Source organism: Alteromonas sp. 5NS40-0096 (genome assembly GCF_057544385.1).
This window is the reverse complement of record NZ_BAAJLQ010000011.1, coordinates 1-19,526: the sequence shown is the minus strand read 5'-3', so window position 1 is coordinate 19,526 and position 19,526 is coordinate 1. Positions and strand designations below refer to the sequence as shown.

Here is a 19,526-nt window from a genome sequence, read left to right as displayed (position 1 = left end):
GAATTGAGCAGGAAATAGAATGAACCAACTTGACCCAAAATTTGGCGACTACGGTGGTATGTATGTACCAGAGTTGCTGATTCCCGCCCTTGACCAGCTCGAGGCGGCATTTACTGAAGCGCAGCAAGATCCTGAATTCCAGAAAGAGTTCATGTCGTTGCTGACAGAATACGCCGGTCGCCCGACGGCGATGACATTAAGCCGCAACCTTGTCAGCAACCCTAAAGTCAAACTCTATCTTAAACGAGAAGACTTGCTGCACGGTGGTGCTCACAAAACCAATCAGGTACTTGGCCAAGCACTATTGACTAAACGTATGGGTAAAACTGAGGTCATCGCCGAAACCGGGGCTGGCCAGCATGGTGTTGCCACGGCGCTCGCCTGTGCATTACTAGGTTTGAAAGCGCGAATTTACATGGGCGCAAAAGACGTCGAACGCCAAGCGCCAAACGTATTCAGAATGCGCCTGATGGGAGCGGAAGTCATTCCTGTGGACGCAGGTTCTGGCACGCTTAAAGATGCCGTAAACGAAGCGATGCGCGACTGGTCAGCAAGTTATGACCGTGCTCATTACTTACTTGGAACAGCTGCCGGACCACACCCATTCCCAACGATTGTTCGTGAATTCCACAAAATGATTGGTGAAGAGACGAAAGCGCAAATCCTCGAGCGCGAAGGCCGCCTGCCTGATGCCGTTGTCGCTTGTGTCGGTGGTGGCTCAAACGCCATCGGTATGTTCGCAGACTTCATCGACGATGAAAGTGTGAAACTCGTTGGTGTCGAGCCAGCGGGTAAAGGTATTCATACACCTGATCACGGCGCGGCTATTTGTACCGGTTCAAAAGGTATTTTACACGGTGCCTATACGTATATTATGCAAGACAGTGATGGCCAGATAGAGGAAAGTTATTCGGTATCTGCAGGTTTGGACTATCCTGCGGTTGGCCCTCAACATGCTCATCTCGCAGACACAGGTCGTGCTCAGTACGTCGCTGTAACTGATGAAGAAGCATTGAACGCCTTCCAGTTACTTGCCCGCAAAGAGGGTATCATTCCCGCCCTAGAGTCATCTCATGCTCTAGCGCATGCGCTAAACATGGCAGACGAAGCAGAAGAAGAATCGATTATCGTCGTGAATTTATCCGGCCGTGGCGACAAAGACTTAGGTCATGTTATCAGTATTTTAGGAGATCAATTGTAATGGATAGATATGCAGACATGTTTGAAGGCTTAAAAGCCAAAAACCAAGGCGCGTTTGTTCCATTCGTTATGATTGGCGATCCAGATATCGAAACGTCTGAGCGCATTATCACACAATTGATTGAAAGTGGTGCTGATGCGTTAGAGTTAGGTATTCCTTACTCTGACCCTATCGCTGATGGCCCAACTATCCAAGCGGCCAGCATACGTGCTCTTGGCAATAAGGTAACGCCGGACCAGTGCTTTGACTTACTGGGCCGAATCCGTCAACGCTTCCCTAATGTACCTATTGGTCTGTTGCTCTACAGTAACTTGGTAATAGCGAAAGGTCTGGACGCTTTTTACGCTCAAGCTGCGCAAAGTGGTGTCGACTCTATTTTGATAGCTGACGTACCGCTACGCGAAGCCCAACGCTTTATCGCCGTTGCTGAAGCTAACCATATTAAACAAATTCTGATTGCACCGCCCAATGCATCTGACGAGACATTGAGTCAGATTGGCGAGCACTCAGCAGGTTACACTTACCTCCTTGGTCGTGCGGGTGTCACAGGCGCAGAAACCGCAGCAGAGATTCCTGCTTCTTCTTTGATTGAGCGTTTAAATCAATACCAAGCAGCGCCAGCATTGCTCGGTTTCGGTATTTCTAAGCCGGAGCAGGTAAAGGAGGCAATCACAGCAGGCGCTGCGGGTGCAATCTCTGGGTCGGCGACAGTGAACTTAATTGCGGCCAATTTAGACAACGTTGATGCTATGTGCCAATCGCTTGATAGCTTCGTTAGTGCCATGAAATCTGCCACGCAAAAGGATTAATGATGTATTACATGATTTGTGCGACAGACGTCGAAAACAGCTTGGAAAAGCGCCTTGCTGCAAGGCCAGATCATTTAGCGCGACTGAACGCACTAAAAGAACAAGACCGCTTATTAATTGCTGGCCCATTTCCAGCAATCGATGATGAAAACCCTGGCGAGGCAGGATTTACTGGTTCGCTTGTGGTCGCTCAATTTGACAACCTAGAAGCAGCAAAACAATGGGCATCCCAAGACCCTTACGTTGCTGCGGGCGTTTACGCAGACGTTGTAGTTAAGCCTTACAAAAAGGTCTTGCCCTAACCATGGATGACAGCCAGTCGCTGACTATCACAAGTTCAATCTCGCTCTCTTTGAGCGAGGTTGAGCTATCTGCTATCCGCGCACAGGGTGCCGGTGGCCAGAATGTCAACAAAGTATCATCTGCTATTCATTTGCGATTCAATATTGGCAACAGTGCGCTACCGGACTGGTTAAAATCCAAACTGTTAGAGAGTAAGGATAGCCGCATTACGAAAGACGGTGTGCTAATCATCAAAGCGCAGCAGTTTCGAACACAAGAGAAAAATCGAGAAGACGCTTTACAACGCTTAGTTCAAATCATTGCGAAAGCGACAGAAAAAAAAGCCTTCCGTATTCCTACCAAACCCAGTAAATCTGCCAAACGAAAACGTCTCGACGCCAAAGGCCGACGTGGAGAGGTGAAAAAATTACGAAGGGTTGACTACTGACTCGGGCAATAACCGTGCTTCGCGCATTTGCCGCATCCGAATAGACAAGGCTTTTTGCAGTTTGGCTTTCAGCCCCACATGTTTAATGTGAATAACGTGATACGTGTCGTATTCTGCAAGTTTTTTGCTTTGTAATCTTTGACTGACAACAGGCGGCAAACCCGATTCGTCAGAGTGATAAATCGCATAGACAATTCGCTTGTCCAACATCAAACTCAATAGTGTATCAACTTTGTCGTAAACGACTTGGTTTGCCAGTACGGGGGCGCCCACTTGATCCTCCAATAAATATGACGCTGCAAGATTGATGTAGATGTCGTTCCTCGTGTTGTTAAAAACCGAAGTGTCACACACAACATTCGGCTGGCATATAAGGTGAGTTTGGGCGATAGTCAGTGCTTCAGACGCGATAACAATATTTTCATAGGCATGTTGAGCATGCACGGCGCGAATCACATCGGCGTCCAATAACCCTTCATCAAGTGCAAGTAAGCCGCGCTCCATGGTGACCTCGACAAACTTTACGTCTATTCCGATATCGGCATAGGCCTGACCCACAAGGTGTTTGTATATTTCGATTTGAGGGTGGTTGAAATAACCAATATAAAATTCGGCGCGAATCTGAAGCGGCATCATCAATAGCAGAAATAAAATGGCCCTCTTCAACATCCCTTCCCTCCAAACAATCACTGGGATTCACTGGCTTAGTACGAATCATCATCGAGATAGTCGAGGCTGTTACACACTATACTAAAGTATAAGATTAACCTAATTTTCTCGGTTTACCAGCCGTTTGGGAAGAGTTCAGCGATGGTTCAGTTGATTTCAGTAATATGGGTTTCAAGGTAATCCAAGGCGTTTACCGTTCTCATGATAATGAGAAAGATGTAATTTCCGTAGCCGACTGATATTATTCAGGTACTAACGGCGACGTGACAGTTTTTGAGAGTGATATGATCAAATTTAAAGTTGTAATAGCATGTGCAGTAACTTGGCTTTTCCTAGCCATGCCCAGCTATGCAATGCAAGACGACCAAAAAAAGTCGCCGCCGATCAATAAATCGCAAGCCGCCGAACGAGCCAAGCAACAAGTCAATGGTAGAGTGTTGCGAGTAGAGCAAACCAAAAACAAATATCGCGTCAAAGTGCTGAAAAAATCCGGTCGAGTAGTTTCCGTCGATGTGGACAGAAACTCAGGAAGAGTGAATAAGCCTAAGTCAGAGGATAAATGACCGCAGATGAGAATCTTATTAGCAGAAGACGATAGCCGACTATTAACCCAACTCGACACCCTACTGCAACAGAATGGATACAGTGTCGATTTAGCAGATACCGGCACACATGCCTTATTTCAAATCACAGAGCATCCTTATGACCTCGCGATCATTGATGTGGGTTTACCCAAAATGGATGGATTTGATGTCATCAGGCAAGCTCGCAAGCAAGACGTAAAGTCTCCCGTCCTCATTTTGACAGCCAGAGATAGATGGCAAGAGAAGGTAGAGGGGCTTGACGCGGGGGCTGACGATTACTTGACTAAGCCTTTTCACAACGAAGAATTACTGGCGAGAATCAAAGCACTGATTCGTCGCTCGTCTGGACAAGCCAATCCAACAATTAGCTTGGGGCCGATCTCGCTCGATACCGTCAGTGAGCAAGTGAAGTTAAACGATGCGTTACTTGAGCTCACTGCGTACGAATATAAGGTGCTTGAATACTTATTGATGAACCCGAATAAGATCATCTCAAAGACGCAGTTAACAGAACATATTTACGACCAAGATTTCGATCTAGACAGTAATGTGATTGAAGTATTTGTCGGCCGCTTGCGTAAAAAACTCGATCCAGACGGCACACTCAAACCGATAGAGACACTGCGTGGTCGTGGTTACCGGATTAATCCGTCACTATGACCCGCTGGTCGTTGCGGCTGAGAAGCCTGCTGTTGGCATTGGCCGCTCTAATCGTTTTTATCCCCGTAACGGTATTCACGCTTGATGCGGCGTTCACCAATAGTTTAATTGAAGCCAAACAAAGCGAACTCAAGCTCATGAACCTGTCGCTGATCTCGGCTTTTGAGTTTGAAAATGACGAAATCAATATGCCCGATCTCCTGTTCGAAGAGCAGTTAAATCTGCCGGACTCTGGCTATGTTGGGCTAATCGTATTAAATGGCGAGATTGTATGGCGATCCCTATCTGCTTTAACCTACGGGATCACCCCTCCCGATGTTGCCCCATCACTCGGTGACGAAATTTTCGATACCGTCAACGGTATGAATATGGGCGAAGCAAGCCGTTATTTCTCTTTTTCGTATACCGCAGAATTTGAACGCGGCCAGGACTATGTCCCCGTCAATTTCTATATTTTAAATGACACCGCAATCTTCGAAGAAGAAAGAGAAATGTTTAAGAAAACGGTGTGGAAGTGGTTAATCATACTCGGATTAGGTCTACTTACCATGATGTTAATTGGCACTAGCTTGATATTATCGCCAGTGCGCAAACTCATCGTAGAAATCAAAGACACCGCAGATGGTCATCAGTATCAACTTGAGCAAGCTTATCCCCCTGAATTCGGCGCGCTAAAACAAAGTATTAATCGGCTAATTGACTCAGAAACCCAACAACGAGCACGTTATAAAAACAGTTTGGGTGACCTTGCTCACAGCTTAAAAACCCCTTTGGCAGTGGCGCTCGGAACGCCAGATTTACCAAGCGGTGCGAAAGAAGCCCTTCATGATGTAGACCAGTTAATCCAGCGCCAATTAAAAAGAGCATCAGCCGGCGCCACGGCTTGGTCCAAGGCAATTGCAGTATTACCTACGGCAGACCGTATTGTTAACGCACTTGACAAGGTGTATCGAGATAAGCAACTCGTGATCGCCATCGACGGTACCCTCGATGCTCAGTTTTATGGTGACGAAACTGATTTGATGGAGCTACTGGGTAATTTGCTCGATAACGCGTGCAAAGCGGCGCGTAAGCAAGTGTGTTTAAGCATCGAGCACACACCTCAATGGCAGGCTATCCATATCGACGATGATGGCCCAGGTGTAGATGAATCACTTAAACCTAAATTACTGACTAGAGGGACTCGATTGGATACGTATTCCGAGGGCCAAGGCATAGGTCTTTCGGTCGTCAGTGATTTGATTGATATCTACGAGGGCCGTCTGGAAATAAAAAGAGCGCCATTGGGAGGCGCTCGTTTTTCGGTGTGTTTACCCAATCGAGAAAAGGATTAAGACTCAGTTTGAGCCTTCGCTTCCTTCTCGATTTCACCTTCATCACTGGACAAGAGTACCGCCAACCAACGGCTTTCATCACGGGACTCCAGTGCAATTTTCACTATCATGGTTAGCGGTACGGATAACAACATCCCCACGCTACCAAGTAGCCATCCCCAAAACACTAGGCTTAAGAACACAACGAGCGTCGATAAACCCAAGCCTCGTCCCATAAATCTTGGCTCTATGACATTCCCCATGACCATGTTAACAATAACGAAGCCCAAACCTGCAATACCCGCTTCTGCTGCCCCCAGTTGTACAAAAGCCATCATTACCGCAGGCACAGCGGCAATAATTGAACCGATGTTAGGAATATAATTGAACAAAAACGCCAATGTTGCCCAGAGCAAGAAGTGATCCACTCCCATCACATACAGCCAAATGCCGATAAATGCCCCTGTCATTAAACTCACAACCGTTTTGATCACCAAGTAGCTGTTCACCGACTTAATAAACTTATCAATGTGAGCTAACTTCATGTCCGGATCGGCTAGTGCAATGTGCACACGTCTTGGGAAGCTGTCGGCTTCGAACAACATAAAAATAACGGTGAGGATAATTAAAAAGAGGTTCGACAATACACCGCCCATTCCACTTAAGAAGTTGCTTGCCATAGACATGGCTAAGCCGGGATCTAAATGGGACGTGATTAAGTCTTTATCGATATTGATATTAAATCGGGCCAGTTGTTCGATAACCCAGGCGAATTCTACACTGAGCTTGTCTCGATATTGCGGTATGTGCTCCCTGAATTCGGACATCGACTGCCCAACTAATCCAGCTAACATAAAACCAAATACCAATATCAACAGTATAACTAACGTAATTGACGCCCAACGAGGTACACTGTATCGAGAAGCCCAATTAATAACTGGGCTACAGGCAATCGCAATAAACACAGATAAAAACAATGGGACAACGATTGTGCTTGCGGCTTTAATACCCGCAAAAACCACAAATAGGCAAGCCAGTACTAAAAGTACCTTTGCTGTGGGAGATTTCAGTTCCATAAATATTCAGCGTTAACTATCCTTAGGTGGAAAGTAACAGATTTCACCATTAATGGATACTCAGGAAACCGTTAGGACAACTATGACCCTCAATCAAGCCACCATCCGCATCAAAAACCTTAGACTACGCACTTATATCGGTATCAACGAAGACGAAATCAAAAACAAACAAGATGTCGTTATCAATGTGAAGGTGCACTATGACGCGGTACAGGCTACCAACACAGACAATATGGACGATGCCCTTAACTACAAAACCATCACTAAGGCCATCATCAAGCTGGTAGAAGACAACCGTTTTTACCTGCTCGAAAAACTCACCTCTGACGTATTAGAAGTCGCAGCAGAGCACCCTTGGGTGACGTTTGCAGAAGTGGAAGTTGACAAACCTCATGCCTTGCGCTTTTCAGACTCTGTTTCACTCAGTTTATCTTGCACTAAACCTTAACAGAGCCTTTAAGCATGCATATATTAATGACAGGTGCGACAGGTTTGATTGGACGGCGCTTTATTGCGCATTACGCTGATTTACATACTTTTGTTGTACTTACGCGAGACACCGCAAAAGCCAAATCCGTGCTTGGTAGTCACATCGAATACCTTGAGTCATTAAGCTCATTACCAAATCTCAATGATTTTGACGCAGTAGTCAATCTCGCTGGTGAACCTATCGCTGATAAGCGTTGGACAGCTGACCAAAAATATCGCATTTGTCACAGTCGATGGGACATTACCCAATCGTTGGTTAACCTGATAAACAACAGCGATACCCCTCCGGCGCTTTTTGTATCGGGTTCAGCTATTGGGTTTTACGGCCGCCAAAATGACCAAGCAATCGACGAAACCTTCGACAAACCCAATCAGGAATTCACTCACGAGATATGCAGCCAATGGGAAACCATTGCGAAACGCGCAAATACCCAAGTAGCCCTGCTCAGAACAGGTGTTGTGCTAGATACCTCTGGCGGTGCGCTTGATAAAATGCTTTTGCCCTTCAAACTTGGACTTGGTGGTAGAATTGCATCCGGAGACCAGTACATGTCTTGGATACATATCGAAGACATGATCCACGGTATCCAATTTATTCTGGAAAACAACATTAGCGGCGCAGTGAATATGACAGCGCCCGGTGCGGTACGCAATAGTGCTTTTGTCAAAGCGCTAGGCAATGCATTAGGTCGACCAACACTATTCCCTATGCCCAAATTTGCTTTGCAGCTCATGATGGGAGAAGCAGCAGATTTGTTAACAACCGGGCAAAACGTGGTCCCGGCAAAGCTAAGGGATAATGGCTTTTCATTTCGTTATCCCGACATCGACAGCGCCTTTGCACAACTCATATCGGCATAAAAAAACGGCGCATACTGCGCCGTTTTTGTTGAAGTATTACACCATTCGTCTGAGCAATTGAGTAGTATTGAGCCTGAGTAAACGCCAACATCCAGCAGCTCCCAAAGCACCTACGACGGCTGCTCCAGCTGCAGGCGCTATGGCCCAATACTCAAAGTGCACACTGCCTTCCATTTCGAACACTTGAGACTGCAGTAAGTACAAGCTAAATTCATTAGCCATCGCAGCCATTAAGCCGGCTACGACTCCAATAATAATAAACTCAAAGACAACACTCATTCGAATCAAGCTACCTTTGGCGCCGAGTGTTCTGAGTATCGCCAGTTCTTGTTGACGCTCGTCCATGCTGGCTTGTACTTGGGCAACTAACACTAAACTGCCTGCCACCAGGACCAACACAAGAATAAACTCAACGGCCATTGACACTTGGTTTACGATATCTCGCAATTGATTTATCCGAGCATCGACATCGAACATAGTGATAGATGAGAAAGGTTGCATCAACGCTGTCAGTTCCGGCTTTCTTTCTTCTTCTAAGAAGAAGCTCGTAATATAGGTGCCTCTAAACCCTTCCATCACATCCGGGTGCAACACAAAGAAGAAATTGGGCTGCATGGTTTGCCAGTTCACTTCGCGAATACTCGTGACTTCTGTCTTAACCTCTTCACTGCCGATGTTGAACGTCAGGATATCGCCTAATTCAATGTTAAGCCGTTCGCCTACGCCTTGCTCAATGGATACCGGGTAGAGTTGGTCTTCGCTTTCGCGTTGCCAGTTATCGTGCCATTCTCCGGCAACCACTACGTTTTCTTTTTGTAGCTTGTTACTCCAAGTCAGATTGGCTTCTCGCCCTAAACCCTGGCGTCTGTCGGCAGTTTTATCTTGGTCTTCCTCTTTGGTTATTTCGTTATTCACCAGCTCGTCATTGACACCGACGAAACGGCCACGCACAACTGGATAAAATTCCTCAATCACGACATCGCGCTGTTTAAAGTGGCTATCAAGCGTGTTTTTTTCATCAAACGTAATATTGGCGAGGAAGTAGTTTGGCGTGCCTTCAGGCAACTGTGCTCGCCACTGGGCAATCATATCGTTGCGCATTACCAGAACGACCAGCAACAACATAATGGTGACAGAGAAGCTGATGAGCTGCACACTGTTGTCCATAGAGCGGCGGCGGATTCTAGCCCATGCCAACTGCCAAGGCCCCATTGACCCCTGACCTAATTTGCGACCCAACGCAATTAGGCCGAACGTGACACCAAGTAACGCTACAACTAACACAGCGCCGGACACAAACAATATTGCACTGACCTTTAAATCTTGGCTATATGCCAGCATCAACAAAAAGATTGCCGAGCCTGCCGCGCCATATTGTAAGCCTCGTGAACTCAAATTCGATTCCATCGAACGTCGTAATACGCGCAGCGGTGGCACCGTAAACAATCGCATCAACGGATAAAGCGAGAATAAAATCGCACAGGTTGCCCCTGTAAAAACCGAGATTAAAACAGGACGCCAATGCCAAACATCTAGGGAGACGTCTACGCGATCGGCCAGTGCCATGACTACCAATTGCTGCGCACCGATTCCTATGACGATACCGATAAAAATACCCAGTAGCGTGATAAACAATACTTGCATGACATAAACACGACGAATCATGTCGCGAGTTGCCCCGAGTGTTTTCATGATTGCCACAGGATCGAAGTGACGCTGACTGTAGCGCTGTGCAGCTACCGCGATAGATACTGCCGCTAGGATAATGGCGAGCAGACTGGCCAAAAGGAAATAACGTTCAGCTCTTGCGACAGACTCGCCGATTGGCGATTCGTCATCTTTCACCGATTGCCACCAATGCAAATCGTCCTGTAGTTGTGGCCTTAGCCAATCGTAGTAGTTATCGATGACGTCTACATCGCCTGCAAAATAGGTTTTATAGGCAACCCGGCTACCCGGCCCTGTGATATTCACGCTCTCGATATCATCTAGGGAAATAAGAACAAGCGGATCGGTGTTAAAGATACTGAATCCCGCATCGGGGATTTCGGCGAGTACTTTCGACACGGTAAAAGTTGCGTCACCGATATAAATAGATGAACCCAATCCCAGCTCTAGCACTTGAAACAACCGAGAATCTATCCACGCTTCGCCAGGCGCCGGTAGCGCGTCACTCTCAGATTCACTGCCAAATGGCGCATCAGCGACGAGCACTTTGCCTTTGAGTGGATAGGCATTGCTGACCGCTCTGAGGTCGACCAAGGTCATTTCTTCCTCACCAAAGGCCATAGAGCGCGTGGCGATTTGAGAAGCGGTTTGTATACCGGATTCTTGGGCTTTCTCTATCCATTCGACATCAACAGGTTGCGTTGCCCCTAATTGACTATCTGCAGCCAAGAAAGCGGCAGAACGCTCTGTAAGCGCGCCCTGTAAACGTTCACTGAACAGTGACAATGACAACACAGATGCTACCGACAACACGATAGCCAATAAAATAATGGTAAGCTCGCCCCGTTTGGCCTCGTGTTTAAACAAGCGCCACGCTAAGTTAGTTGAAAAGTTCATGACTAGCTGGCCTGTTTCGTATTCGTAACGGATTGGCCAGTCGTTTCTGTCAAAACGCCAGCATGCATGGTCAGTTGGCGACTACATTGCATGGCCAGTTCGTTGTCATGGGTGACCAATACTAGCGTGGTACCGAGCTCTTTGTTCATGGTGAACAACAGTTGTTCGATTTTTTCACTGTTTGCTGCGTCCAAATTACCTGTTGGTTCATCGGCAAACAAAATGCGCGGTTGACCGATAAAGGCACGAGCAATAGCTACCCGCTGTTGCTCACCTCCGGATAGCTGATTCGGGTAATGATGCGCGCGGTGGCCTAACCCAACTTGCTCCAAAATCATTTGTGCACGCTGTTTGGCGTCATTGAAACCAGAAATTTCAGCAGGCAACATGATATTCTCAAGCGCTGTTAGGCTTTGTACCAACATAAAGCTTTGGAAAATAAAGCCGACTTTTTCGCCCCGAAGCTGTGCGCGTTCTTCTTCGTTCATACTGTGAAGTGGCGCATCATCTAACCAAATTTCACCGTTGCTGGTTTCATCCAATCCAGCGAGCAAACTCAAAAGCGTTGATTTACCTGAACCCGACGCGCCTACTATGGCAATAGACTCACCCGCCTTGACATCGAAAGAAATTGGTTGAAGGATCTGGAGTTCTCCTTCACTCGTACTGACTGTTTTAGTGATTTGTGAAGTTCTTATCATCAAGGAGCCTGAGTTGTCGTGATTAGTCATCAAATTAGTCGCTTTATCAAAATTACACTGATCTGTTTACTTATACCATTGTCTGGCCTTTCAGATCATCTTCATGCGGCAGAAGATCAACAATCTAAGGTGAAGAGCGAATACCGCTTTTTAGTTCTAGGAGACAGCCTAAGTGCGGCCTATGGCCTAATGCAAGCCGAAGGTTGGGTCAAACTGTTACAAGATATGTGGCAAAACAATAATCAAGGCATTGCCGTGATAAATGCTGCGGTTAGTGGGGAAACGACCGATGGCGGACTAGCCCGCTTACCACGGCTGATTGAACAGCATGCGCCCACCCACATACTCATAGAATTGGGAGGCAACGATGGCCTGCAGGGGCACTCTGTGAAAAAAATGAAAGCCAACCTCAATGACATGGTGGCAATGGCAAAAGCAGCCGGAATCGAAGTGTATATACAGGATATGCAAATTCCGACGAATTACGGTCGTCGCTACAACAAGTTGTTTTCCGATAGTTTCTCATCAGTCGCTTCAGAAAATGACATTGTCCTTGTTCCTTTCTTTCTTGAGGACATTGCGCTGGACAAATCGTTGATGCAACGAGATGGTATTCACCCAAATGCCGATGCCCAGCCGCAGATAGCGCAGTTCATGTATAACGCATTAACTCCCATGATTGTGGACTAGCGTTGTCAGTAAAATTAGCTACACTTAATCGAGAAAAATGTTTAGCCAAAGGTAGGAGTGAGTAATGGAAGTCGGTTCATCAACAACAGCTAATGTTGCGATTCAAAATGAATCAGCACAACGCGCCCCCGCCCCACGTCAGGAAAATCCTGCGCCAAGAGAGCAAGCAGAATTAGCGACCTCGAGTGAACGCCCTGCTCCAGATCCCAATGCCCGAGTAGGCAGCCAGATAGACACCTTTGTTTAAAGGCACAAAAAAGGGGCTATATGCCCCTTTCTTTTTCACTACAATCGCGACCGCGTGCGATACAAATTGTCCACTGGGTCTTTCGTATTACCGCCAGAATTTTGTACTAAGCGACGATTTCTGTTCATCCAGTCAATGACTTCATCGTGTGGTGTTGCCGCCGACACGCCGTTCCAACTGTCGTTCGTCACGCCTGGCGACAAGTAGTCTATCGACCACAAATACAACCATATTGCCGCACCGTGTTTCTCATTTTGTTGAAACTGATTGAAAAAGCCTGTTGATTGCTCAACGAATGCCACTTGGTTTTGCAAGCCACGGTTTTCGTCACCAACAAAAGGTGAAGACGTGACCAGTGAAGTGCGATAGGAATCGATAGCCACACCAGAAGATTTTAAGCGCCCCACAATGTCACGTGCTACGGCGCCAACCCAACGCCATCCTAGGTAACGTTTTGGATAATTAGAATAAAAGGAGTCAAGTAGTGACACGCGAACTGGTACAAGGTTACTGGCTACTTGATTGTTGTTTTTCAATGCGAGCAACTCGTCCGCCAAGCGCAGGGCCACTTGATTACCTAAGCTGTGACCAGCAAGGCGGATGTCATTCCCTCGATATCCTTGCATCGCAGTGCGATAGTCTGCCAATAACAACTCAGTGACGTTCTGGCGAGGACCACTTTGATACTGTCCGCGACTGTTTCTCCAACGCATGTCTCGGTTAGCCGTCGCGCTCCAAATCTTAGCCTCGGCATCCCTGACTTCTGACTCATCGGCAAACTGATCCCAATACATGATACCGACGTTGTAACCGGCAGCAATCCAGCTGTTCGCGAAGTCCACACTCGGCCAACCACCACCCGATTCAAAATAAACGAAGCGATCTTGTTGCGAAACACGCCCAGATTGCCAACCGTGAATCAAAATTAATGTCGGTTTATTTCGGTCATAATACAGGCCACCATTAGCCGTTGCAGCAGACGCTTTTTCATATTGATTGTTAGCGCCAAACCAGTACAAACCATAACTTAAATTATCAAAAGTAGAACGCGGGAAAACGTTTACCTCTGCATGCGAAAAAAATGTTGTTAAGGCAAACAACATGAGTAACCATTTTTTGTACATAAGTCATACCCTATTGTGAATTGTTAGTTCCAGAGAGGTGCCATGACTTCATGTCATCTGACCTCAGACCACAAAATAACAACTTATTTACAAAATTAAAACCCATTGATTACAAAATAGTTTTATCCATTAGTCTAACAAGTTCATTAGCGCGAGCTTTTCGTTTGCCATAAAAAAGGGGGCGATTTCTCGCCCCCTGTAACGCTAAATACACTTGCTAAGGACGAACGTATTGACTCGTTTTGTTTTGCCCTTTCTCGTAAAACGCTTGATAACGATCGCGAAGTTTTGTTTGTCGCGAAGTCATATCCATCGCCTCACCTTCAATGAATACGGCTTCAGCCGCCTGAGTGACTTCCAATGGATCACCACTCCAAATCACCACATCGGCTCTCGCATTTTGATTTAACGTACCGATAGCGTCTTCCATATGAAAGATAGCGGCGACATTGGATGTGACACTTGCCAAGCCTTGCTCATAACTCAATCCATTTGCAACGGCGTTGCCGGCGTGCTGCGCCATAAGGCGGATATTGTGGGTATCCATGCCAATCGCAACCTTTACCCCCGCTTTTTCAAGACGCCCCGCATTAGCCAGCGTTGCACCGAGTTGTTCAAAACTGCCAGGCAAATTGTACTCAGGGTTAACAATGACCGGGATATCCGCTTTGGCGAGTTCATCGGCGACTCGCCACGCTTCTATACCGTGAAGTAGTACCACTTTAATGGATGGGTGGCGTTGCTTAAATTGTATAATTTGACGAATATCCGCCGCGCGATCAGCCATCATCAGCAAAGGAATGTCGCCCGCAATAACGCGCTTTAGTGCTACAACATCAGCTCTACTGCTCACCCCGTGCCATTCGTCATTTGCTGATAAATTAGTGGCGGCACTTTTCGCTTCATTCACGGCATTTTCTAACGTTACCCACAGTGCAGCTCGTGACTCACCATTGTGGTCAGCGCCTCGATTGGCCACATTAACTGCCATAAAGGCTCTGGGTTTTAGTACGGAATTACCACCTTGGCTTAAGGTAATCACAGAGCCTAGTCCACTGAACAGCTGTTCACTTGATGTTATCGTACTCGCCGCTGAAGTGACGCCTTCCAAGCGAGAAATGGCCAACAAGCTAGAGTCAGCGTTGATAGCATAACTGACATCATAGGCCGCGCCCGTTGTGGATACCGCAACCGGTTTAACCGATGCATCAACAGTGCCTGAGGATGACGACACTTCGACCAATCCTAGTGACGTATACGCACCAATAAACCCTGGTGTCACAACTTTACCTGTGGCGTCGATTCGCTCATAGCCGTCGGGGATGAACGCCCCTTCGATGACATCGACAATTTTACCGTCTTTCATCAACACAGTAGCACTATCCAAAGTGCCCTTATCGCCCATGGTATGCACCTTGCCACCGACAATCGCGATACTCGCGGCAACCGTGTTTGCAGACAATGCCAATAGACAAAAAAGAGAAGTTAACTTTTTCATTTGACGTCTCCTTCACCAACTTGACCCATTTCGAAATCTCCCACTGCCCAAGATTTGGGGTCATTGCGGTCATAGGCTAACCCACCGTCGATATAAACCAGCTCGGCTTGAGCGTAAGTGGAAAAAGGATTGTCACTCCACAGCACCAAATCGGCATTTTTTCCTGCCTCAAGGGACCCGGTTTTATCAAAAATCCCTAGTGATTTTGCGGGGTTGGCTGATAACCACTGCCAGGCATCTGCCTGACTAATATCAATGCCGGCTCGCTTGCCGTCAGACCAGGCTTTAGCGGCTTCTTGATTCAATCGTTGGATGCCTAAATCACTGTCTGAATGCACGATTGCACACGCACCATTTTGATGAACCATAGGAATGTTTTCGCGGATACCGTCGTAGGCTTCCATCTTAAAGCCCCACCAATCGGCCCACATTGCAGAGCAAACGTTATTCTCAGCGAGTTTATCGGCAATTTTGTATGACTCAACGGCGTGATGGAAGGTCCCAATTTGGTAATCAAACTCTTTCATCACATCCATCATTACGGTCATTTCGTCGGCGCGATAACAATGCATGTGCACTAAAATCTCTCCGTCTAATACTCCCATCAACGTTTCCAAGTTAAGATCTCGTTTCGGAGGATTAGGGTTCTTGCCAGCGGCGTAATCCGCCTCATATCGCTGCCATTTTCTTCGGTAATCCTGGGCATCCGACCAAGCTTGGCGGTAACCTGCCACATTGCCCATTCTCGTCATTGGCCCACCCTTTTGGCCATAAACTCGTTTGGGATTTTCTCCACACGCCATTTTCATGCCATAGGGCGCTTCGGGAAACTTCATATCTTGCATCGTTCGAGTTGGTACGTTTTTAAGTACTACCGAACGACCACCAAACAAGTTTGCTGAGCCCGGAAGAATTTGTAACACCGTCACGCCACCAGCAAGTGCACGGCCAAACCCAGGGTCCTGAGGCCATACCGCATGTTCAGCCCAAACTTGACCGGTAACCGGCTTGATCATTTCATTGCCATCGGCATGAGACTGCGTAGAAGGATTAGGATAAACTCCCAAATGGCTATGGTTGTCTATAATACCCGGTGTTACCCATTTCCCCGCGCCATCGATAACAGTAGCGCTTTCTGGAATATCGAGCGATTCGGCGACGGCTACAATTTTACCGTCTTTGAAATGCACCATTCCCTTCTCTATTTTTGAACCGACTCCATCCAAGATTGCGACGTTGTGTATTACTGTTTCTGCGCCGGGAATTGGCTGATAAGTACTGGGGTAAGGATTTTTATCAATGACGACTTTGGCATTTTGAGCTGTGTCACTATTTGTAGACTCGCCACAACCGGCGAGCCCCAATGCCACTGCACACGCTAGTGTCAATTCTGAGCACGAGAGCTTGATTTTCATGAGTTTCCTGTCTTGTTGTTATAACTTAACATTGCGATGTGTTTGTTATGTTTGGCTTTGCGCCAATCATTAAACTAGCTAAGTTTTTGACAACCGACAAGGTCAATTGCGGTTAGGCAACAGCCTGCGCTGAAGATTGACGGAGTACTGCAACAATTTCGTCTGAGTGTTTTAAGCGGCGGATGTTATCAAACAAGACTTGAGCTTGTGGATACTGACGTTTCAAATACCCGCACCACTGTTTAATGCGGTTCGGGTAGTAACGCCCTTTGTCACCGTAAATTTCGTAGCCCGAGTAATCAATCAAAAGCTGAGTGAGCTGAGACCACGGCATGGGTGCCTCACCGTATTTAATACAATTGCCCAAATTCGGCAGTGCCAAAGCACCGCGACCAATCATTAAATTCTCACATTGAGATTGCTGTTGGCAGTTAATTGCATCGGCTTGGCTCCAGATTTCTCCATTGGCGACAATAGGAATATCGGTGTGCTGCTTTATCTTGGCGATCCAATCCCAATATGCAGGAGGCTTATATCCTTCCGTTTTCGTCCGAGCATGGACAACCAGTTCAGAAGCCCCAGCTTGTGTAATAGCCAGCGCATTTTCGATAGCGAGAGATTTATCTTCATAACCCAAACGGACTTTCGCTGTCACAGGAAGGTGAGACGGTACAGCAGCCCTAACAGCACTGACTATTCGATACAAAGTTTCAGGTTCGCGCAGGAGTACCGCTCCGCCCTTGCTTTTATTTACCGTTTTAGCGGGACATCCGAAATTGAGATCGACGCCCGGAGAGCCAAGGTCAACGGCGACTTGTGCATTTTCAGCCAACCATTGTGGATGCTGTCCTAACAACTGTACTTTAACGGGCACTCCAGCCGGTGTAACAGATCCATGCTTGAGTTCCGGGCACAGTCGATAGAAAGTCTTGGGTGACAATTTTTGCTCTACAACGCGGACAAATTCAGTGACACATGCATCAATGCCACCAACTTGGGTCAACATGTCTCTCATCAGATGATCAACAACCCCTTCCATAGGTGCAAGAATGACTTTCACGAATTACCTCTTAAGAACAAACACTCAAAAATGGGGAGTCAACCCCGCTGAGGCGCGCGAGTGTATCAGAATGAAGAAGACTTGTCTCGGCGCTCTAGATAGGCTTGATGGCGAGCTTGAGATAATTCAATGATCTGGCGTTGCTCGGCTTCTGATTTGTCTGCCCAACCCACAATTTCATCTATTTTTCGGCCACACCCCAAACAGACATCCTCATCATCCAAACAGCAATTGCCTACACAGGGGGATCTCAACATAAAAAGCTACTCATTGGCGTGGTCGGGTTTAAGCATGGGCGAAGATTGCCATAAACAAACGTAAACAGGAAAGCGATTTTGCAGAATTTGTTCAAAAGTCTCGGCATCCACAGACATCTCGCTGACGAGCTGTTGTTTTTTACCATCAAAAATTAGCGCAGAAAATAGAAACACGGTCACCTCCTAACGAAGGCGACCAATATACATCTAGACGTCTAAACATTCAAACGTCTATACATCTTAATTCAAATCAGAGTTAACTATTCTTTACGCTCAGGTAATAATCGAGCGCCCCGCAAATTGCCGCGACTTGGGCGTCATTACAGTTTTGAGCTGTTGCCTTCGGACTATCGGGGTAAACTTCCGTCGTCGTGACATACTCGGCGTCGGTAAAACCACCGCAGAGGAACAAAGCTTTCTTGTCATAAGCGATAACCCCTTCACTCAATACTGGCGAGCCAATGATCTTGCCTTCTGCATCACTTGGCGCAATATGGGTGACTTGACGCACTCTCTCTATAATGGCTTTTTGAAATTCAGGTTGCGGTTTTGGCGTATCAGCAACGGTATAAAAACCATCAGGGATCTCCCAAATCGCTTGCTCTATACCATCTCTTGCACCTAATGCTGGCCTAAACTCACTATTGTCAGTGTCAGTGGTTTCATGCAAATCAATGTGAATATCTATCGCGATACCCAATCCATTTACGTAAGCCATGGCTAATTCGGGTTCTGGTGCGGGTGTATCAGGGTAAAACGAGCGATTGGGGTCCAATGCCAAGGGGTTCCAACGATTTATCGTTTCATAACCCCAAGGACTCAAACAGGGTAAAATGACAAAGTTAGCTTTACCTTGATACGTAGACAAGGCGTCCGTCATGAATTGAATAGCGCCATGCACACCACTTGTTTCGTAGCCGTGTACACCACCAGTAATCAGCATAGTTGGTAACGAAGAATCCATATTTGCGCTTTTGAATGCGATTAACGGATAGCGCAATTCATCGTAAGGCAATGCACCATACTGTTCTTTAATTAATCCTTCCGGTACATGATCAAGTTTAGCCAGCACGTCTTCTGCATAACTGCGTTTAACGACTTGAGCTTCAGCCCATTGTTGTTTCTCAGCCTCCCCCCAAGGGGTGCCTGGCGTGCCAATAGGGTATGCGGTAGTCATATTGTTTTTATCCTTGATTTATTATTTTTTGGCGAGGGCTATTTTTTCACAGCTCGGCGAATAAGCCTAAGAAAGCTTGTCTATTTCTTATGATTTTTTACACCTCTCTTCACTGGCTCAATCAACTATAGGGCAAGCATAGTTAAAGAAGTTGATAAGCGCATTTATGCGTAGATAAGAGTAATAAAATGACGGTGCTAAATACGAATTGATTGACGTGTAAAATGGCCTTCTCATCCCTTCGAGTACGCATAAAAAAACCAGCCCGTAGGCTGGTTTTTGTATTGGCGTCCCCTAGGGGATTACAGCATACCTCCTGTATGCTGCCCTTCGGGCCACACTTCGTGTGTTCTGTCGTGTTCCCGACACGACAGTCGAACCCCGCTAGTTCAAGATAGGT

Annotated in this window: 22 protein-coding genes; 11 read left to right on the top strand and 11 right to left on the bottom strand. The window is 46.8% G+C overall.

Features of this window, described 5'->3' with window-relative positions; all coding sequences use genetic code 11:
* Positions 1 to 19 precede the first annotated feature (19 nt).
* Genes trpB through arfB form a run of 4 tightly spaced genes read left to right on the top strand, consistent with a single transcriptional unit; the run spans position 20 to position 2,740 of the window.
* The gene (trpB, locus tag AC27G9_RS20530; protein ID WP_487076398.1) at positions 20 to 1,201 is read left to right on the top strand and encodes a tryptophan synthase subunit beta; all 1,182 of its coding nucleotides are present in this window, start codon (positions 20 to 22) and stop codon (positions 1,199 to 1,201) included.
* Positions 1,201 to 2,010: a tryptophan synthase subunit alpha gene (gene trpA / locus AC27G9_RS20525; protein WP_487076397.1), complete on the top strand. Its 810-nt coding sequence runs from the start codon at positions 1,201 to 1,203 to the stop codon at positions 2,008 to 2,010. The genes trpB and trpA overlap by 1 nt, the downstream gene beginning before the upstream one ends.
* A gap of 2 nt (positions 2,011 to 2,012) precedes the next feature.
* A complete protein-coding gene (locus AC27G9_RS20520; protein WP_487076396.1) occupies positions 2,013 to 2,312 on the top strand; it encodes a YciI family protein in 300 nt (99 codons plus the stop codon).
* Positions 2,313 to 2,314: 2 nt separating this feature from the next.
* Complete coding sequence (gene arfB / locus AC27G9_RS20515; RefSeq protein WP_487076395.1) at positions 2,315 to 2,740, top strand: alternative ribosome rescue aminoacyl-tRNA hydrolase ArfB; 426 nt, start codon at positions 2,315 to 2,317, stop codon at positions 2,738 to 2,740.
* Here arfB and AC27G9_RS20510 read toward each other — a convergent pair.
* A complete protein-coding gene (locus tag AC27G9_RS20510) occupies positions 2,720 to 3,409 on the bottom strand; it encodes a hypothetical protein (RefSeq protein ID WP_487076394.1) in 690 nt (229 codons plus the stop codon). The two genes, arfB and AC27G9_RS20510, sit on opposite strands and share 21 nt — an antisense overlap.
* Before the next feature lie 284 nt (positions 3,410 to 3,693).
* Between AC27G9_RS20510 and AC27G9_RS20505 the strand changes: the two genes are divergently transcribed.
* From AC27G9_RS20505 to AC27G9_RS20495, 3 genes are read left to right on the top strand one after another with little or no spacing between them, the layout of a single operon-like run.
* The gene (locus AC27G9_RS20505; RefSeq protein WP_487076393.1) at positions 3,694 to 3,972 is read left to right on the top strand and encodes a PepSY domain-containing protein; all 279 of its coding nucleotides are present in this window, start codon (positions 3,694 to 3,696) and stop codon (positions 3,970 to 3,972) included.
* Positions 3,973 to 3,978: 6 nt separating this feature from the next.
* Positions 3,979 to 4,653, top strand: coding sequence for a response regulator transcription factor (locus tag AC27G9_RS20500; RefSeq protein ID WP_487076392.1), 675 nt, complete (start codon positions 3,979 to 3,981; stop codon positions 4,651 to 4,653).
* Positions 4,650 to 5,987 (top strand): ATP-binding protein, encoded by a 1,338-nt coding sequence (locus tag AC27G9_RS20495; protein ID WP_487076391.1) that lies wholly within the window; start codon positions 4,650 to 4,652, stop codon positions 5,985 to 5,987. Before AC27G9_RS20500 ends, AC27G9_RS20495 begins: the two co-directional genes overlap by 4 nt.
* Here the strand turns inward: AC27G9_RS20495 and AC27G9_RS20490 are convergent.
* On the bottom strand, positions 5,984 to 7,042 hold the full coding sequence (locus tag AC27G9_RS20490; RefSeq protein WP_487076390.1) for an AI-2E family transporter: 1,059 nt from the start codon (positions 7,040 to 7,042) through the stop codon (positions 5,984 to 5,986). The genes AC27G9_RS20495 and AC27G9_RS20490 overlap by 4 nt on opposite strands.
* Positions 7,043 to 7,124: 82 nt before the next feature.
* Here AC27G9_RS20490 and folX point away from each other — a divergent pair, with 82 nt between their 5' ends.
* Positions 7,125 to 7,490: a dihydroneopterin triphosphate 2'-epimerase gene (folX, locus tag AC27G9_RS20485; protein WP_487076389.1), complete on the top strand. Its 366-nt coding sequence runs from the start codon at positions 7,125 to 7,127 to the stop codon at positions 7,488 to 7,490.
* 14 nt (positions 7,491 to 7,504) lie between these two features.
* The gene (locus tag AC27G9_RS20480; protein WP_487076388.1) at positions 7,505 to 8,392 is read left to right on the top strand and encodes a TIGR01777 family oxidoreductase; all 888 of its coding nucleotides are present in this window, start codon (positions 7,505 to 7,507) and stop codon (positions 8,390 to 8,392) included.
* A gap of 36 nt (positions 8,393 to 8,428) precedes the next feature.
* Here AC27G9_RS20480 and AC27G9_RS20475 read toward each other — a convergent pair whose 3' ends face one another.
* Positions 8,429 to 10,957 (bottom strand): ABC transporter permease, encoded by a 2,529-nt coding sequence (locus AC27G9_RS20475; RefSeq protein WP_487076387.1) that lies wholly within the window; start codon positions 10,955 to 10,957, stop codon positions 8,429 to 8,431.
* A gap of 2 nt (positions 10,958 to 10,959) precedes the next feature.
* Positions 10,960 to 11,658 carry an ABC transporter ATP-binding protein gene (locus tag AC27G9_RS20470; RefSeq protein WP_487076386.1) on the bottom strand — a complete coding sequence of 233 codons (699 nt, stop codon included), beginning with the start codon at positions 11,656 to 11,658 and terminating at the stop codon, positions 10,960 to 10,962.
* An 18-nt stretch (positions 11,659 to 11,676) separates the two neighbouring features.
* Here AC27G9_RS20470 and AC27G9_RS20465 point away from each other — a divergent pair, with 18 nt between their 5' ends.
* Positions 11,677 to 12,348, top strand: coding sequence for an arylesterase (locus AC27G9_RS20465; RefSeq protein ID WP_487076385.1), 672 nt, complete (start codon positions 11,677 to 11,679; stop codon positions 12,346 to 12,348).
* Between the two features lie 64 nt (positions 12,349 to 12,412).
* On the top strand, positions 12,413 to 12,595 hold the full coding sequence (locus AC27G9_RS20460; protein WP_487076384.1) for a hypothetical protein: 183 nt from the start codon (positions 12,413 to 12,415) through the stop codon (positions 12,593 to 12,595).
* Between the two features lie 38 nt (positions 12,596 to 12,633).
* Here AC27G9_RS20460 and AC27G9_RS20455 read toward each other — a convergent pair whose 3' ends face one another.
* The 7 genes from AC27G9_RS20455 to AC27G9_RS20425 all read right to left on the bottom strand — a co-directional run bounded on the left by AC27G9_RS20455 (position 12,634) and on the right by AC27G9_RS20425 (position 19,126).
* Entirely contained in the window at positions 12,634 to 13,719 is a 1,086-nt protein-coding gene (locus tag AC27G9_RS20455) for a hypothetical protein (RefSeq protein ID WP_487076383.1), read from the bottom strand.
* A gap of 217 nt (positions 13,720 to 13,936) precedes the next feature.
* A complete protein-coding gene (locus AC27G9_RS20450; protein WP_487076382.1) occupies positions 13,937 to 15,217 on the bottom strand; it encodes an amidohydrolase family protein in 1,281 nt (426 codons plus the stop codon).
* Positions 15,214 to 16,632 carry an amidohydrolase gene (locus tag AC27G9_RS20445; protein WP_487076381.1) on the bottom strand — a complete coding sequence of 473 codons (1,419 nt, stop codon included), beginning with the start codon at positions 16,630 to 16,632 and terminating at the stop codon, positions 15,214 to 15,216. The genes AC27G9_RS20450 and AC27G9_RS20445 overlap by 4 nt, the downstream gene beginning before the upstream one ends.
* Before the next feature lie 112 nt (positions 16,633 to 16,744).
* Positions 16,745 to 17,692, bottom strand: coding sequence for a tRNA dihydrouridine(16) synthase DusC (dusC, locus tag AC27G9_RS20440; protein WP_487076380.1), 948 nt, complete (start codon positions 17,690 to 17,692; stop codon positions 16,745 to 16,747).
* A 65-nt stretch (positions 17,693 to 17,757) separates the two neighbouring features.
* Positions 17,758 to 17,949: a DUF1289 domain-containing protein gene (locus tag AC27G9_RS20435; RefSeq protein WP_487076378.1), complete on the bottom strand. Its 192-nt coding sequence runs from the start codon at positions 17,947 to 17,949 to the stop codon at positions 17,758 to 17,760.
* A 6-nt stretch (positions 17,950 to 17,955) separates the two neighbouring features.
* On the bottom strand, positions 17,956 to 18,123 hold the full coding sequence (locus tag AC27G9_RS20430) for a hypothetical protein (RefSeq protein ID WP_487076377.1): 168 nt from the start codon (positions 18,121 to 18,123) through the stop codon (positions 17,956 to 17,958).
* Between the two features lie 82 nt (positions 18,124 to 18,205).
* Positions 18,206 to 19,126, bottom strand: a complete 921-nt coding sequence (locus AC27G9_RS20425) for a M14 family metallopeptidase (protein ID WP_487076376.1) — start codon at positions 19,124 to 19,126, stop codon at positions 18,206 to 18,208.
* Positions 19,127 to 19,526 lie beyond the last annotated feature (400 nt).